14 protein-coding genes are annotated in these 16,587 nt (G+C 53.8%); all 14 read left to right on the top strand.

What is annotated here, in order from left to right:
• The first annotated feature begins 97 nt into the window (after positions 1 to 97).
• The 14 genes from rpsB (at position 98) to FD19_RS02395 (ending at position 16,582) form a co-directional block, all read left to right on the top strand.
• Positions 98 to 868, top strand: a complete 771-nt coding sequence (gene rpsB, locus FD19_RS02460) for a 30S ribosomal protein S2 (RefSeq protein ID WP_056969042.1) — start codon at positions 98 to 100, stop codon at positions 866 to 868.
• 80 nt (positions 869 to 948) lie between these two features.
• A complete protein-coding gene (gene tsf / locus FD19_RS02455; protein ID WP_054749491.1) occupies positions 949 to 1,830 on the top strand; it encodes a translation elongation factor Ts in 882 nt (293 codons plus the stop codon).
• 207 nt (positions 1,831 to 2,037) lie between these two features.
• On the top strand, positions 2,038 to 2,760 hold the full coding sequence (pyrH, locus tag FD19_RS02450) for a UMP kinase (RefSeq protein ID WP_054749490.1): 723 nt from the start codon (positions 2,038 to 2,040) through the stop codon (positions 2,758 to 2,760).
• Positions 2,760 to 3,317, top strand: coding sequence for a ribosome recycling factor (frr, locus tag FD19_RS02445; RefSeq protein ID WP_056969041.1), 558 nt, complete (start codon positions 2,760 to 2,762; stop codon positions 3,315 to 3,317). Before pyrH ends, frr begins: the two co-directional genes overlap by 1 nt.
• A 290-nt stretch (positions 3,318 to 3,607) precedes the next feature.
• A complete protein-coding gene (locus tag FD19_RS02440) occupies positions 3,608 to 4,288 on the top strand; it encodes an isoprenyl transferase (protein WP_156639605.1) in 681 nt (226 codons plus the stop codon).
• Between the two features lie 20 nt (positions 4,289 to 4,308).
• On the top strand, positions 4,309 to 5,100 hold the full coding sequence (locus FD19_RS02435) for a phosphatidate cytidylyltransferase (protein WP_054749488.1): 792 nt from the start codon (positions 4,309 to 4,311) through the stop codon (positions 5,098 to 5,100).
• A 40-nt stretch (positions 5,101 to 5,140) separates the two neighbouring features.
• The gene (gene rseP / locus FD19_RS02430; protein ID WP_082619492.1) at positions 5,141 to 6,379 is read left to right on the top strand and encodes an RIP metalloprotease RseP; all 1,239 of its coding nucleotides are present in this window, start codon (positions 5,141 to 5,143) and stop codon (positions 6,377 to 6,379) included.
• Between the two features lie 60 nt (positions 6,380 to 6,439).
• A complete protein-coding gene (locus FD19_RS02425) occupies positions 6,440 to 8,161 on the top strand; it encodes a proline--tRNA ligase (RefSeq protein WP_056969038.1) in 1,722 nt (573 codons plus the stop codon).
• A gap of 119 nt (positions 8,162 to 8,280) precedes the next feature.
• Positions 8,281 to 12,651, top strand: coding sequence for a PolC-type DNA polymerase III (locus FD19_RS02420; RefSeq protein ID WP_420836025.1), 4,371 nt, complete (start codon positions 8,281 to 8,283; stop codon positions 12,649 to 12,651).
• Positions 12,652 to 12,801: 150 nt separating this feature from the next.
• A complete protein-coding gene (locus FD19_RS02415; protein WP_054749487.1) occupies positions 12,802 to 13,917 on the top strand; it encodes a lactate oxidase in 1,116 nt (371 codons plus the stop codon).
• Between the two features lie 346 nt (positions 13,918 to 14,263).
• Positions 14,264 to 14,737 (top strand): ribosome maturation factor RimP, encoded by a 474-nt coding sequence (rimP, locus tag FD19_RS02410; protein ID WP_056969036.1) that lies wholly within the window; start codon positions 14,264 to 14,266, stop codon positions 14,735 to 14,737.
• Between the two features lie 17 nt (positions 14,738 to 14,754).
• Positions 14,755 to 15,975 carry a transcription termination factor NusA gene (nusA, locus tag FD19_RS02405; RefSeq protein WP_054749486.1) on the top strand — a complete coding sequence of 407 codons (1,221 nt, stop codon included), beginning with the start codon at positions 14,755 to 14,757 and terminating at the stop codon, positions 15,973 to 15,975.
• Between the two features lie 11 nt (positions 15,976 to 15,986).
• Positions 15,987 to 16,286: an RNase P modulator RnpM gene (gene rnpM, locus FD19_RS02400; protein WP_054749485.1), complete on the top strand. Its 300-nt coding sequence runs from the start codon at positions 15,987 to 15,989 to the stop codon at positions 16,284 to 16,286.
• Positions 16,283 to 16,582 (top strand): YlxQ-related RNA-binding protein, encoded by a 300-nt coding sequence (locus FD19_RS02395; protein ID WP_054749484.1) that lies wholly within the window; start codon positions 16,283 to 16,285, stop codon positions 16,580 to 16,582. Before rnpM ends, FD19_RS02395 begins: the two co-directional genes overlap by 4 nt.
• Positions 16,583 to 16,587 lie beyond the last annotated feature (5 nt).

The raw sequence follows: 16,587 nt of genomic DNA, 5'->3' as shown, positions 1-16,587 counted from the left end.
GCTTACATTGAGGCCGGATTGCAGGATCGGTGCGCGCGAGCGTCTTCCTGTGAGTTGATGGCGTCAAGAAGTCAAACCATATTATGGAGGATTTATCATGTCAGTATTAAGCATGAAGCAGTTGCTTGAAGCTGGTGTCCACTTTGGTCACCAGACCCGTCGTTGGAACCCTAAGATGAAGCCATTCATCTTTACGGAACGTAATGGTATCTACATCATTGACCTGCAGAAGACGGTCAAGATGATTGACGACGCCTACAACTTCGTTAAGGACGTTGCGGCCGACAACGGTGTGTTCTTGTTTGTTGGTACTAAGAAGCAGGCTCAGGACTCCATTGCTGAAGAAGCAACCCGTGCGGGCCAGTTCTACGTTAACCACCGTTGGCTTGGTGGTACCTTGACCAACTGGACGACCATCCAGACTCGGATCCGTCGCCTCAAGAGCATCAAGCGGATGGCTGATGACGGTACCTTTGACCGTCTGCCAAAGAAGGAAGTTGCTTTGCTGAAGAAGCAGCAGGCCAAGCTTGAAAAGTTCCTTGGCGGGATCGAAGACATGCCGCGGATTCCAGACGTTATGTTCATCGTTGACCCACGCAAGGAAAAGATTGCGGTTGCTGAAGCCCACAAGCTGAACATCCCGATCGTTGCCATGGTCGACACGAACACTGACCCAGATGACATTGACGTTATCATCCCATCAAACGATGACGCGATTCGTGCCGTTCGTCTGATCACTTCCACGATGGCTGACGCTATCATCGAAGGCAAGCAGGGTGAAGAACAGGGCGCTGACGATGCCAACGCCGACGCAGCCACTGATGATGCCGCAGCTACTGACGCAGCCGCTGCTGACACTCAGGACTAATATTAACTAAGTAATTAAATAAGCTGTCTGGGCCTGGTGCTCCAGGCAGCTTTTTTCAAACTCAAGGAGGATTGCCAGCTATGGCTAAGATTACCGCAGCACAAGTAAAGGAATTGCGTGACAAGACTCAGGCCGGAATGATGGACGCCAAGAAGGCGTTGGTTGAGGCTGACGGTGACATGGACAAGGCCGTTGACGTTTTGCGTGAACGTGGCTTGGTCAAGGCCGCGAAGAAGAGTGGTAACACCGCTGCCGAAGGTTTGGCTGCCGTGGCCGTTAAGGGTAACGTCGCCGCAATCGTGGAAGTTAACTCCGAAACCGACTACGTTGCGTCCAACAAGGAGTTCACTAGCTTCGTTAAGGAAGTTGCCCAGGTTATTGCTGACAACGCGCCAGCCGACATGGACGCGGCTTTGAACTTGAAGATGGCTAGTGGCGACACGATTGACATGGCGGCCAAGTCATTGACGGCTGTGATTGGTGAAAACATCAAGCTACGTCGCTTCAACGTCATCAAGAAGGGTGACGACGAAGTGTTCGGTTCATATTTACACAACGGGGCACAGATTGCGGCGGTGGTTACGCTGAAGGGTGCCGATGAAGCAACTGCCCGCGACGTGGCCATGCACATTGCGGCTATCAACCCGAAGTACATGACGCGTGATGACGTGCCTGCTGACGAACTGCAGCACGAAACTGACGTGTTCACTGAAGAAACTAAGAACGAGGGCAAGCCAGAAAAGATTGTGCCACGGATCGTTGAAGGTCGGGTGAACAAGTGGTTGTCCGAAATCTCATTGGTTGACCAGGAATTCGTTAAGGATCCTGACCAGACCGTGGGCAAGTTCGTTGCTTCCAAGGGTGGTACGGTGGAAGCCTTCACCCGTTACGAAGTTGGCGAAGGGATCGAAAAGAAGGCCAATGACTTCGCTGAAGAAGTTATGGGTCAGATCAAGAACTAGTGATTGTTTGATAGCCGTGGCGGCGACGCTGCGGCTTTTATTTTGACTAGGTTGTAGTACTATGGGTCACCCCCCTGGGGCGTGTGGATCCTTTTTCGGGGAGATCGTCACAGTGCCAAGAAGCATGCTCAGGCCTAATGGTAGACGTGGCCGCGTCTCGAGGACTATGGTAAACTAGTTGGTAGTAAACATAGAGGAGTATTGTTCATGGTTAAGTATAAACGTATCGTTCTTAAGATTAGTGGTGAGGCCCTGGCCGGTGATGCCGGTTTTGGGATCCAGCCACCAGTCATCGCCAAAATCGCCAAAGAAATCAAGGCCGTTCACGATTTGGGTGTGCAGATTGCCATCGTTTGTGGTGGTGGTAACATGTGGCGTGGTGAAGCTGGCGCTGCAATGGGCATCGAACGGGCCCAAGCGGATTACATCGGGATGTTGGGCACCGTTATGAACGGATTGGCCCTCCAGGACGCGTTGGAACAGATTGACGTGCCAACGCGAGTCCAAACCTCGATTGAAATGCGGCAGATCGCGGAACCATACATTCGCCGGAAGGCCGTACGGCACCTGGAAAAGGGCCGCGTCGTGATTTTCTCGGCTGGGACTGGTAACCCGTACTTTAGTACGGATACTACCGCTGCTTTGCGCGCCGCTGAAATTAATGCGGACGTTATCTTGATGGGTAAGAATGGGGTCGACGGTGTCTACTCTGCTGACCCGGCCAAGGATGCTACTGCGGTGAAGTACGACCACTTGACCCACATGGATATTATTGCCAAGGGGTTGAACGTGATGGACACCACGGCCAGTTCCCTCTCCATGGATAATGACATTCCGTTGGTAGTCTTTAACATGAACGAACCGGGCAACATTGAACGGGTGGTCAAAGGCGAAAACGTCGGGACCACCATTGAAGGAGGAGAATCATAATGGCTAACGCTGCGATTAACGATGCCAAGGACCGGATGGACAAGTCTTTGAAGGCTTTGTCGCGCGATTTGGGCTCTATTCGGGCCGGTCGTGCCAACGCCAGTTTGTTAACGGGAATTAACGTTGATTATTACGGGGCACCAACGCCATTGACCCAGATGTCCGCCATTACCATTCCGGAACCACGAGTCCTGCAAATCAGCCCTTACGACGAGTCCAGCTTGAAGAACATTGAGACGGCGTTGCTCAAGTCCGACTTGGGGATCAACCCCCAGAACGACGGCTCGGTTATTCGCCTGGTCATTCCGCAACTGACGACGGAAACCCGTCAGGAGCTGGCCAAAGAAGTAGGCAAGCACGCAGAACAGGGAAAAATTGCCATCCGTAATGTGCGTCGCGAAGCCATGGACAGCCTCAAAAAGCAGGAAAAGGACGGCGACATTAGTGAGGATGAACTCCGGCGTCTCGAGAAGGACGTACAGAAGATCACCGACGACGCCACCAAGTCCGCCGACGACATGGCTGCCGCCAAGGAAAAGGAAATCACTGAGGGCTAGTGGTAACGCTGAACGTTAACGGTGGTTAACTGAATTAGCAATGCGGTAGTGTTGCGGTGGCATGTTTGCCCCTACACTACCAGGATGACCCTAAAGTGCCGTTGGTGCCTTTAGGGTCATCTTCATTTTTGGCGCGAACCCATTAATCGGGTTTAATGGTTGGTGGGGCGCGCAGACTCTGCTAGAATATAACCTGATTAAGAAACGGAGGCGTTGGTTTGTTTAAAGCCAAAGAAGCGGCGGGTGTCACGGTTGATCCGGAGCGGATTCCCCGGCACGTCGCTATCATTATGGACGGCAACGGGCGCTGGGCACAAAAGCGGCACCTGCCCCGGATTGCCGGTCACAAGCAGGGAATGGAAAATGTGCGCACAATTACCCGTGCAGCTAGTGACCTGGGTGTGAAGGTACTAACGTTGTACGCGTTCTCGACCGAAAATTGGGGCCGACCACAAAAAGAGGTCTCGTACCTCATGAGTTTGCCGGTCACGTTCTTCAATAAGTTTGTGCCGGAATTGATTGACCAGAACGTGCGCGTCATGGTGATGGGTAACATTGACCGGTTACCCGAGTCAACCCGCACGGCCACCCTTAACGCCGTACGGGATACGGCCGATAATACGGGCATGGTACTTAATTTTGCTCTGAATTATGGTGGCCGGGACGAAATCGTCCGGGCTACCCAAGCCATCGCGACGGACGTAGCGGCGGGGCAGCTGCAACCGGACCAAATTGACATGCAGGCGGTGAGCGACCGGTTAATGACCGCGCCACTGGGTACATTAGCGGATCCAGATCTATTGATTCGGACCAGCGGTGAGGAACGTATTTCCAACTTTTTGCTCTGGCAGTTGGCGTACACCGAAATGGTTTTTACGGACGCATTGTGGCCGGATTTTGGCCCTGATGAATTAACGGCGGCCGTGGGCGAATACCAGTCCCGTGACCGGCGCTTTGGCAAAGTTAAATAAAAGAAGGGGTTAAGTCAATAATGAAGCAACGTGTAATTACGGCGGTAGTCGCCCTCATCATCTTTATTCCCATTCTGATTGCTGGTGGGTTTTGGGTGGATCTAGCGGCGGCCGTCTTGGCACTGGTGGGGATCGGTGAAATTTTCATCATGCGCAAAAAGATCATCGTGTCGGTGGAAGCCCTACTGGCGGCCCTGGCCACGTTGGTCGTGGTGTCACCAGATCAATATTTGCAGTGGATTTTGCGAACCGGTCTCAGCCGGGTAGACTTGCTGGGTATCTTCATGATGCTACTTCTGTTACTGACGGTGACGAGCAAGAACAAAACCAATTTTGATAACGTTAGTGTTACCATGCTGGGTATTTTGTACGTAGGCACGGGGTTCCATTACTTCGATGTGGCGCGGAACCAAGGTGGTCTGGCATTACTCATGTTCGGCATGTTGATTGTGTGGTTGACCGACTCGGGGGCCTACATTTTTGGCCGCGCGTTCGGTAAGCACAAGTTGTGGCCGGCCATCAGCCCCAACAAGACCTGGGAAGGTTCGATCGGCGGCGTCATCGTGGCGATGATTTTTGCCGCCATTTACGGGCAATTCTTCACCTTTGGTTACAGCTTGCCCATCCTGATTCTAATTGCCTTGTTCCTATCTATTTGGGGCCAACTTGGCGACCTCGTGGAATCAGCGTTGAAACGGTACTACGGGGTTAAGGATTCCGGAAAGATCTTGCCGGGTCACGGTGGCATCCTGGACCGGTTCGATAGTATGTTATTCGTATTGCCGATGCTTCACTGGTTGGGCTTCGTTTAAGCCTGATTGGTCGCAGATATTCCCGAGGAGGGGTTTCATGCTGGTGACAATCATTTGGTTTATCATCATTTTTGGCACCATCGTCATCGTGCACGAGTTTGGTCACTTCTTCTTTGCTAAGCGGTCTGGTGTGCTGGTCCGTGAGTTTTCGGTCGGGATGGGGCCCAAATTACTGAGTACCCATCATCACCACACAACGTACACCCTACGCCTATTACCGTTAGGTGGGTACGTCCGCATGGCCGGCTGGCAAGATGAAGAAGTCGACATCAAGCCCGGTACGCAGGTGACCGTTACGACGGGTGACGCGGGTCAAGTGACACGCATCAATACTAGTGACCGGATGACTCTTACTGGTGGTATTCCGCTGGTGGTGGATAAAATTGACCTGGTGCACAAGCTCACCATTACCGGTTACGTGAATGGAGACGAGGATGACGCCCGGACCTTACGGGTGGATCACGATGCGACCATCATTGAAGCTGATGGCGTGGAGGTGCAGATTGCCCCGGAGGACGTTCAGTTTCAAAGTGCGCCGTTATGGCAGCGGATCCTGATCAACTTTGCGGGGCCGCTGAACAACTTTTTGCTGGCGGTGGTTACTTTCTTTGTGGTGGCACTAGCCTTCGGTGGTACGCCGTCGAACAGTAACGTGATCGGTGGTGTCGAGCAGCATTCAGGTGCCGCCGTTGCGGGCTTGCGGGCCAGCGACCGCATCGTGAAGGTTGGCCAGCACAAAGTCGCGGAGTTTACCGACATTGCGGCGGCCATTAAGCACGATCAAAATAAGACCGTGGCCGTGACCGTACGGCGTAATGGGGCCACGAAACACTTACGCGTGCACCTGAAGCAGGGTGTTCTGGGGGTGTATAGTTCCCGAAACACGGGCGTGGTGAACGCCGTTAAATATGGGGTCACGCAGCCGTGTATGATCACCAAGCAAATTTTTAAGGCGCTCGGCTCGTTGATTTTTGGCGGCTTTTCACTGAACAAGCTGGCCGGACCAGTGGGCATTTACACTATGACTAGTGAGGTCTCCCACGAGGGGATCTACACGATTCTGTACTTCATGGCGTCCCTGTCGATCAACCTGGGCATCATGAACTTGTTGCCAATTCCCATGCTTGATGGTGGCAAGATCCTGTTCAACTTAATTGAGTTGGTTCGGGGTAAAGCGGTCAAGCGGGAACATGAAGCCATGGTGACCCTGGTTTTTGCCGGGTTGCTGATTGCGTTAATGGTGGCGGTCACCATTAACGATATACTACGGATTTTTTAACGGATAATGCGTGTGGGGTGCCTAGTGCACCTATACATAGATTTGAGGAGGAAACGTTTAATGAAACAGAGTCGTATGTTCATTCCCACGACCAAAGAAGTACCGGCCAACGCCGAAGCAAAGTCCCATCAGTTAATGTTGCGTGCGGGCTACATCAACCAGGTGGCAGCGGGGGTGTATGCCTACTTGCCATTGGCCCAGCGTGTGTTGGACAAGATTGAAGCCATTATTGACCACGAAATGGACAAGATTGATGCCGTCAAGATGACGCAGCCACATTTATTGCCGTCCGAACTGTGGGAGGAATCGGGCCGTCTAGCTACTTACGGGCCGAACTTGTACCAGTTATCCGATCGGCACGACCGGGGGATGATTCTCGGCCCGACGCACGAAGAAACTTTCACCGCGATGGTGCGCAACCAGTTGACCAGCTATAAGCGGATGCCCTTGGTGCTTTACCAAATCCAAACGAAGTTCCGTGATGAAGACCGCCCGCGGTACGGTTTGTTGCGCGGCCGCGAGTTTGTGATGCAGGATGCTTATTCCTTTACCAGTAATGAACAGGACCTGGACACGGTCTATCACGACATGGAGCGGGCTTACACCAACGTGTTCAACGCATTGGGGCTTAACTACCGCGTCATCATTGGCGATGGGGGTGCGATGGGCGGTCAAGATTCTAAGGAATTTTCTGCCATTGCGCCAATTGGTGAGGACACCATCGTGTACTCCGATGGTTCAACTTACGCCGCTAACCTGGAAATGGCCACGTCAATGACGGTGCCAACCGCTGCTAATACCGCTGAACCCGGCAAACTTGGGCTGGTGGACACGGGTGATGCCAAGACGGTCGATGAAGTCGCTGCCAAGTTGGGTGTCAACGCTGACCAGATCATCAAGGCGGTGCTGTTTATTGCCGACAAGGAACCAGTGCTAGCAATCGTGCGCGGTAATTACGAAGTAAACGACGTGAAGTTAAAGAACCTGCTGGGTGTGGACTTCCTGAATATAGCTACGCCCGAACAGGTTCAGCAATACATGCACGCGCAACCTGGTAGTGTGGGTCCGATTAACGTTGATGACGACGTCAAGATCATTCAGGACCAAAGTGTGAGCGAGATGGTCAACGCCTTTGCCGGGGCCAATCAGTCCGGGAAGCACTACCAGAACGTGAACCCTGGGCGCGACTTTAAGGCGACGCAGGTGGCCGACATCCGCTTTGTGACTGCCGGTGAAATGTCACCGGACGGCCAGGGCGTGTTGAAGTTTATGCGGGGAATCGAAATTGGGCACATCTTTAAGCTTGGTACCCGTTACAGTAAAGCGATGGGCGCTAACTTCCTGGATGAAAATGGTCGGAATCAGCCAATCATCATGGGTTCCTACGGTATCGGGGTATCGCGTTTGTTGTCCGCTATCGTTGAACAACATGCGGACGATCATGGTATCGTTTGGCCCAAGAACATTGCCCCATTTGATGTCCACGTGCTGCCAATGAACGTGAAGAAGGCGGAGCAGATGCAATTGGCCGAAGCCGTCACACAGCAGTTGGAGGACGCGGGTTACAGCGTGCTCCTGGACGACCGGAAGGAGCGGCCGGGCGTGAAGTTCGCGGATGCGGACTTGATCGGTCTACCGGTGCGGGTCACGGTCGGCAAGAAGGCCGCCGACGGAATCGTCGAGGTCAAGCTCCGGGCCCACGGGGATGCTATCGAGGTTAAGCAAGAAGAACTGGCTAACTCGATTGCCATCCTGCTCAAGGGCGAAGACGACGCTGACTAAGCGCACACACTGAATCAGATAGCGCCACATCCGGTTATGGGTGTGGTGCTTTTTGGTTTGGGTACCGCAACGGCTCGGTGATAACCAGTCGATTTAGGACCCGGGTTTGCGTTACAATGATGGTTAGTTATTTGCCAACCAACGGAAGGATTTTTGCCATGCTCAGTAAGCGCGAAATGTTTGAAAAACTGGTCGAACAAATCGACCTTGATCCTGGAATCACCAACGCCCCGGCGTTCAGCACCGCAACGGTGGACCAGGTGGTCGTGCACAAAGAGTCGCGGCGGTACGAGTTTACGTTCACGATGGGCGAGATTTTGCCCTTTGCCCTGTTTAAGGAGTTCGGGAACACCCTCGCGGCTGCCTTCAAGGACATCGCGGCGGTGAACGTGCACATCAAGGTGGCGCGGCCCGTCTATGATGAAGGCCTTGTGCGTGGCTATTGGGACTACGTCGTGCAACACGCTGCCGTGGCGTCGCCCCTCGTGCGCCAACAGTGTGAACGCGTGACGCCAACCATTCAGGGGCACGATGTCCTCATTAACGTGGAGAACGAACCGGTTGCACAGTTTTTCTCCGACCAGGGCATTCCGGCGCTGGAAGCCGCTTACGCTGATGTCGGCTTTGCCGGCTTGCACATGCGCGCGGTTGTTGATCAAGCCGCGGAGGCCGCCAGCCTCGAAGCGTTTAACACCAAAAAAGCGGCAGAGACGGCCGCCATGGCGGAACGCGCCGCGGCTACGATTCAGCAGTCCAAAGCGGCCACCGCGGACCGCGAGCAAAACGTCAAGGTGCAACTGGGGCGGACCATCAAGGCTGATGAAGAGCCCCAACAGATGGTGACCATCAACGAAGAGGAGCGGCGGGTACTGATTGAAGGCTACGTCTTTGACGCCGAAGTGCGCGAACTCCGGAGCAAGCGTAAGCTGCTCACCTTTAAGATGACCGATTACTCTAGCAGCTTCCTCGTGAAGAAGTTTAGCAATAATGCTAACGACGAAGCGGTGTTTGACCAGATTCACGCCGGCATGTGGCTGCGGGTCCGCGGTAGTGTGCAAGAAGACAGTTACAGCCGCGAGTTAACCGTGAACGCCCAGGACGTGGTGGAGGTCAAGCACGCTGAGCGCCAAGACACTACTGAGGGTGAAAAGCGCATTGAGTTGCACCTGCACACCAACATGAGCCAGATGGATGCCATCCCTAGCATCTCGGATTACGTTAACCGGGCAGCCAAATGGGGATACGAAGCCATTGCGGTGACAGACCATGCCGTCCTGCAGGCTTACCCAGAGGCCCACACGGCCGCGGGCAAAGCGGGCATCAAGATGCTCTACGGGGTAGAAATCAACCTAGTTGACGACGGCACGCCCGTCGCGTACCGGGCGGATACGCCGGCAGTTTTAGCGGACCAGACCTACGTCGTCTTTGACGTGGAAACCACCGGTCTGTCCGCGGTGTATGACAAGGTCATCGAATTAGCCGCCGTGAAAATGCGTGATGGGGCCGTCATCGATCAGTTTGAAGAGATGATCAACCCTGGCTTTGCCCTGTCTGACTTCACGATCAACCTGACACACATTACCAATGAGATGGTGCAGCAAGGCGGTCAAGAAGCCGACGTCATGCAGAAGTTCATTGACTTCAGTCAGGACGCCATTCTGGTCGGTCACAACGTTACGTTTGACGTGGGGTTCCTGAACGCGGCGTACGACCGGATGGGCGCTCCGGCGATCAGCCAACCCGTCATCGATACTTTGGAGCTGTCGCGTTCGTTGCACCCTGAGCTGTCCAACCACAAGCTGGATGCACTGAGTAAGCGGTATAACATTTCCCTCGAGAATCACCACCGGGCTAACGCCGATGCCGAGGCGACTGGTTACGTAATGTACGCGATGTTCAAAGAAGCACAGGCAATGCATGGCTGGACCAAGTTGAACGAACTCAACTCCTTGGTCGGTCAGGGGGACGCCTATAAACGGGCGCGCCCGAGCCACGCCATCGTGCTGGCAAAGACCCAGGCGGGCTTAAAGAATCTGTTTAAGCTGACTAGTGAGTCGATGACGCAATACTTTTACCGGGTGCCCCGCGTGCCGCGCAGCCGGCTCAACGCATTGCGTGAAGGGCTGATCGTTGGGTCCGCATGTGATCGCGGCGAGGTCTTTACGGCCATGATGCAAAAGGGGACGGCCGAGGCGGCCGACAAGGCCAAGTACTACGATTACCTCGAAGTGCAGCCATTGCCGAATTATTCCCAGTTGTTGGAAGGTCAGCTAGTATCGGGGCCAGCCCACCTGAAGGACATCATTAGTAAAATTGTCCAGATTGGCCACGACCTGGACAAGCCCGTCGTGGCGACGGGTGATGCCCATTACTTGGATGATCACGACGCTATTTATCGGCACATCCTGATCAACAGTCAGGGTGGCGCCAACCCACTCAACCGGTACCCGTTGCCCGATGTACACTTCCGCACAACTGACGAAATGTTGCACGAGTTTGCCTGGTTAGGTGCGGACACCGCGCGGGAACTGGTCATCACTAATACCCACGTGGTGGCCGACTGGATCGACGGTGACATCACTCCCGTGAAGGATAAGTTGTACACGCCAGAAATTCCCGGGGTCAACGAAAACTTCAAGCGGGACGTTATGGCAACGGCCCACGAGTGGTACGGCGAGCAGTTGCCGGAATTGGTGGCGACCCGGATTGACAAGGAACTGAAGAGTATTATCGGTAACGGGTTTGCGGTGATTTACAACATCGCGCAACGGCTGGTACAGAAGAGTAACAAGGATGGGTATCTGGTTGGTTCCCGGGGGTCCGTTGGGTCTAGCCTAGCGGCAACTTTGTCCGGCATCACCGAGGTTAACCCCTTGCCGCCGCACTACCGTTGCCCTGAATGTCAGTACAGTGAGTTCTATACTAAGGGTGAGTATGGTTCCGGCTTTGACTTGCCCGACAAGAAGTGCCCCAAGTGTGGGGCCGACCTCATTAAGGATGGGCACGATATTCCCTTTGAAACCTTCTTGGGCTTCCATGGGGACAAGGTGCCTGATATTGACCTGAACTTCTCGGGTGACTACCAGCCAGTGGCGCACAACTACATTAAGATCCTGTTCGGGGAGGACCACGCGTTCCGGGCCGGGACGATCGGTACGGTGGCAGACAAGACGGCGTACGGGTACGTGAAGGCCTATGAGCGGGACACGGGCAAGGTGTTCCGTGGCGCCGAAGAGGACCGACTGGCCAAAGGAGCGACGGGGGTTAAACGGACCACCGGCCAGCATCCGGCGGGAATTCTGATCGTACCGTCCAACATGGATATTTATGACTTTTCGCCGATCCAGTACCCAGCCGATGACCAAAACGCGGCCTGGCGCACGACCCACTTTGATTTCCATTCGATTCACGACAACATCCTGAAGATGGATGTACTGGGGCATGATGATCCAACGATGATCCGTATGTTGCAGGACCTGTCGGGGGTCAACCCGAAGTCGATTCCAACTGACGACCCAGGAGTGATGAAGCTGTTTTCGGGGACGGAGTCGTTGCACGTGACGGCGGACCAGATTGGTACCAAAATGGGTACTTTGGGTATTCCTGAGTTTGGGACGCGTTTTGTCCGGGGGATGCTTGAAGAAACTAAGCCGTCCACCTTTGCCGAGTTGCTTCAGATTTCTGGCCTGTCACACGGGACCGACGTGTGGTTGGGCAACGCTGAAGAACTGGTACAAAACGGGACCATCACCCTCAAGGATGTTATTGGTTGTCGTGACAACATCATGATGGACTTGATCCACTGGGGCATGGATGACTCCATGGCCTTCAACATTATGGAGCACGTGCGTAAGGGTCGGGGAATTCCCGACGAGTGGCAACAGGCCATGCGCGACAACGACAACGTGCCGGACTGGTACATTGACTCCTGCCTGAAGATCAAGTACATGTTCCCGAAGGCCCATGCCACGGCCTACGTCATGATGGCCTTACGAATCGCTTGGTTTAAGGTCTACTACCCGCTGGTCTACTACGCAGCATACTTTTCCGTGCGCGCAGAAGACTTTGATTTGGTCGCAATGTGCCGGGGCAAAGACGCAGTCAAGGCCGCTATCAAGGAAATTAGCGATAAGGGTCGGGATGCGTCCGCCAAGGAAAAGAACCTGCAAACGATCCTGGAAATTGCTAACGAGTGTTTGGAGCGTGGGTTTAAGATCAAGATGGTGGACATCGAGCATAGTGACGCCCATGACTTTCAAATCGTGGATGACCACACGTTATTGGCCCCGTTCCGGGCAGTACCGGGCTTGGGCGAAAACGTGGCCAAGCAGATCGTGTCGGCGCGTGAAGAAAAGCCGTTCCTATCCAAGGAAGATTTGGCGAAGCGGGCCAAGGTTTCGCAGACATTGATCGACTACATGACCACACAACACGTGTTGGACGAGCTGCCGGATGAGAACCAGTTAAGCTTGTTTGATAATTTATTCTAATTAATAATGTAGCGACGGGTGCTGGCCATGTAGGTCAGCACCCGTTTTTTGGCAAAAAATTTTGATTGTCGGTTTACTTTTAAAAAGTAAGTGCTATACTAAGTCGCGTAAGCAATTCATCAGGCAACAAGACAAGAAAGGTGATTAATTATGACGTTAACAAATGGCTATGAACAAAGTGACCGTGAAGAGCAGTTGCACATTTTGAACCTCCCGTCCCTCGAGGCAGCCGCTAAGAAGATTATTCCTACTGGTGGTTTCGGCTATATTTATGGCGGCGCTGAGGATGAGTGGACGTTGAAGGCCAACACGCAGGCGTTTAACCACGTCCAGATTGTGCCGCGGGCATTAGCGAATATTGATCATCCAGACTTGAGCACCGAGATTTTTGGGTTGCACTTGGACACACCGGTGATGATGGCGCCCGCTGCGGCACAAGGGTTGGCCCACGCGAAGGGTGAGGTGGATACAGCCAAAGGGGTCGCGGCCGTTGGCGGCTTGATGGCACAAAGCACGTATAGTTCCACGTCCATTGCGGATACGGCGGCCGCCGGTGACGGCGCACCACAATTCTTTCAGTTGTACATGAGTAAGGACTGGACGTTTAACGCCAGTCTGCTCGACGAAGCTAAGCGTGCTGGTGTGAAGGCCATTATTTTGACGGTGGATGCAACGGTGGATGGTTATCGTGAAGAGGATATCGTCAATAACTTCCAGTTCCCGATTCCAATGGCCAACTTGGAAAAGTTCGCTAACGGTGACGGTAAGGGCCAAGGTATTGGCGAAATTTATGCGGCCGCAGCTCAGAAAATTAGTCCAGATGATGTGCGGCGGATCGCTGATTACACGGACCTGCCTGTCATTGTGAAGGGCATCCAGTCTCCAGCTGATGCGCTGCGGGCCATTGGTGCCGGTGCGGCCGGGATTTATGTTTCCAATCACGGTGGTCGGCAGCTCAATGGTGGTCCAGCCTCATTCGACGTCTTAGCGGACATCGCCAAGGCGGTTAACCACCAGGTACCAATCATCTTCGACTCTGGCGTGCGCCGGGGAAGTCACGTCTTTAAGGCGCTGGCTGCGGGTGCCGACTTGGTCGCCTTGGCGCGGCCGGTAATTTACGGTTTGGCGCTGGGTGGCGCACAGGGTGTCCAGAGCGTCTTTGAAGCCCTGGACCACGAGCTCGCCATTACGATGCAACTGGCGGGCACGAAGACAATTGAGGACGTTAAGCACGCTCCGTTGACGCATTTTCGGTATGACGATTAACATTTATTGAGTACCAAGAGTTCCGGTGGCGCCGTATGGTGCCGCCGGAACTTTTAATTTATGGTTTACGGTTGGTGGGGGAATGTAGTTCCGGTAGGTGGGACGTGCTCCGGGGCCGGTGTTGCGGGTAGCGGTCATTGACAAGTGGTTCACTGAGCCGTACCAATTCAGCGTCCTTCCTACTAATTAGGATGCGCACTGTTAACCCGTGTTCTGACAAGGAGTAAGCCTTGCCACCTCGGGAGGGGTATGGTACAATAACAATTGATTTTAAGACCTCGGTCGAGTGAGCAGCGATGCTCACTCTTTTTATTGCCGGGTGTCATGACCGAAAGGGGGCACAGTAATGAGTACGGTGGTTGATACGGTGACGGCAATCGTGCAGCCAATTGTTGACCGGCACAACTTTTTTCTAACCGACGTTGAGTTTGTGAAGGAGGGCGCTGGCTGGTACCTGCGTGTTTACATTGACAAGCAGGGCGGCATCACCCTTGATGATTGTGTGATGGTCAATGACGAACTGAGCGAACAATTAGATGCAATCGAACCTGACCCAATCCCGCAGGCCTACTTCCTGGAGGTCTCGAGTCCAGGTGCGGAACGACCGCTTAAAACCGCTGAAGATCTAACGCATGCGGTGGGTGAGTACATCCATATCAGTCTGTTTCAGAAACAGGATGGACAAAAAGTCTTTGAGGGTACGTTAACGAACCTGACCGATACGGAGTTAACGCTTGCCTACAAGGTCAAGGGCCGCCCACGCACGGTAACCGTTGCGCGGGATAATCTGGCTAATGCACGGATGGCCATCGAGTTCTAGGTAAAGGAAGGATTAGCATGTCAAAAGAAATGATTGAAGCGCTCGATGCGCTCGAAACCGAGAAGGGCGTCAAGAAGGAAATCGTCATCGACGCGTTGGAAACGGCTTTGCAGACTGCCTACAAACGGAACTACAACCAAGCCCAAAACGTTGAGGTCGACTTCGACGCCAAAAAGGGTGACATTAAGGTTTACGCCGTGAAGGAAGTTACGGATGAAGTCTTTGATTCCCGGTTGGAAGTCAGCCTGAAGGACGCCACGGCCATCAACAAGGCGTACGAGATTGGTGACCACATCAAGTTTGAGGTGACCCCGAAGAACTTTGGCCGGATCGCCGCCCAGACGGCCAAGCAGGTGATCATGCAGCGAGTACGTGAAGCTGAACGGGCTAACGTGTATGACGAGTACTCCCAGTATGAGAACGAAATCATGCAGGGCACCGTGGAGCGGAAGGACAACAAATTTGTCTACGTTTCGTTAGGCAAAGTGGAGGCCGTCATGCCACGGTCGGACCAGATGCCACGCGAAGAGTACAAGATGCATGAGCACATCAAGGTCTACGTTTCGAAGGTCGAGAACGCAACGAAGGGCCCACAGGTCTTTGTTAGCCGGACGAACCCGGGAATGGTCAAGCGCCTATTTGAAGAAGAAGTACCGGAGATTTATGATGGTACTGTTGAGATTGTGGGCGTGGCGCGTGAAGCCGGCGACCGTTCCAAGGTGGCAGTGCGGAGTAACAACGAAAACGTTGACGCTGTGGGGACCACGGTTGGTCCTCGGGGCGCGCGGGTCCAAGCTGTTGTTAACGAACTGTCTGGTGAAAACATGGACATCGTGCAGTGGGAAGACGACCCGTCGGACTACATTGCTAACGCCTTGAACCCAGCTGAAGTCATTGCCGTGCAGTTTAATGATGAGGACAATGAACGCAGCGCAACGGTCATCGTCCCCGACTACCAGTTGTCGTTGGCAATTGGTAAGAAGGGTCAAAATGCCCGCTTGGCTGCGAAGTTGACCGGTTTTAAGATCGACATCAAGCCTGAATCCGAGGTTGAGTTTGTTGATGATGACGAACTGACCGCCGAGGACCAGGCTGAAGAAGCCGCAGAGGTCGCAACTGACGTCGATACAACGGACGCTAATGAAGATGCGGCTACCGAAGCAGCTACCGATGCAGCGGCTGATCCGGACGATGATGCGGCTACTACCGCGTCAGACCCAACGGACACCAACGAATAGGGGGTGGGCCAATGAAGCCACGGAAAGTGCCTATGCGTAAGGATTTATTGACTGGTACGATGCAACCGAAAAAGTCCATGGTGCGTATTGTGAAGGTTGATGAGCAGACGGTCGCCATTGATCCGACGGGTAAGCAGTCGGGTCGTGGAGCGTACGTTGCGTTGGACCCGGAGGCCGTCAAGGCGGCTAAGGGTAAGCACATCATTGAGGGGGCCTTCAGCATGAAGATTGACCCCTCTTTCTACGATGACTTGTATGCGTACGTTGACCACCAGAAGGCGCGTCAAGAACTATTTGGCAAGCAAGGATGAACCAGGAACGGGTAACCAACATGGTGGGTTTGGCCCAGCGCGCGGGACAGTTAGTGACGGGTACGGAGTTCGTACTCGGTGCAATTGCCGATCACCGCGCACGCTTGGTCATCCTGGCTAGCGATGCGAGTGCCAACCTCACCAAGAAAATAAACGATAAGGGTAGCTATTATGACGTACCGGTGGTGCAACCGCTGACCGTCATGGAGCTCAGCGCCGCCATCGGCCACCAACGCAGTGTTGTTGCGGTGGTTGATGCGGGATTCGCCCAAGCGCTAAGTAAGCTACTGACCTAAAAGAT

The organism is Lacticaseibacillus thailandensis DSM 22698 = JCM 13996, assembly GCF_001436135.1.
Taxonomy (GTDB): Bacteria; Bacillota; Bacilli; order Lactobacillales; family Lactobacillaceae; genus Lacticaseibacillus; species Lacticaseibacillus thailandensis.
Note: the sequence above shows the minus strand (reverse complement) of the source record. Positions and strands in the feature narration are given on the sequence as shown.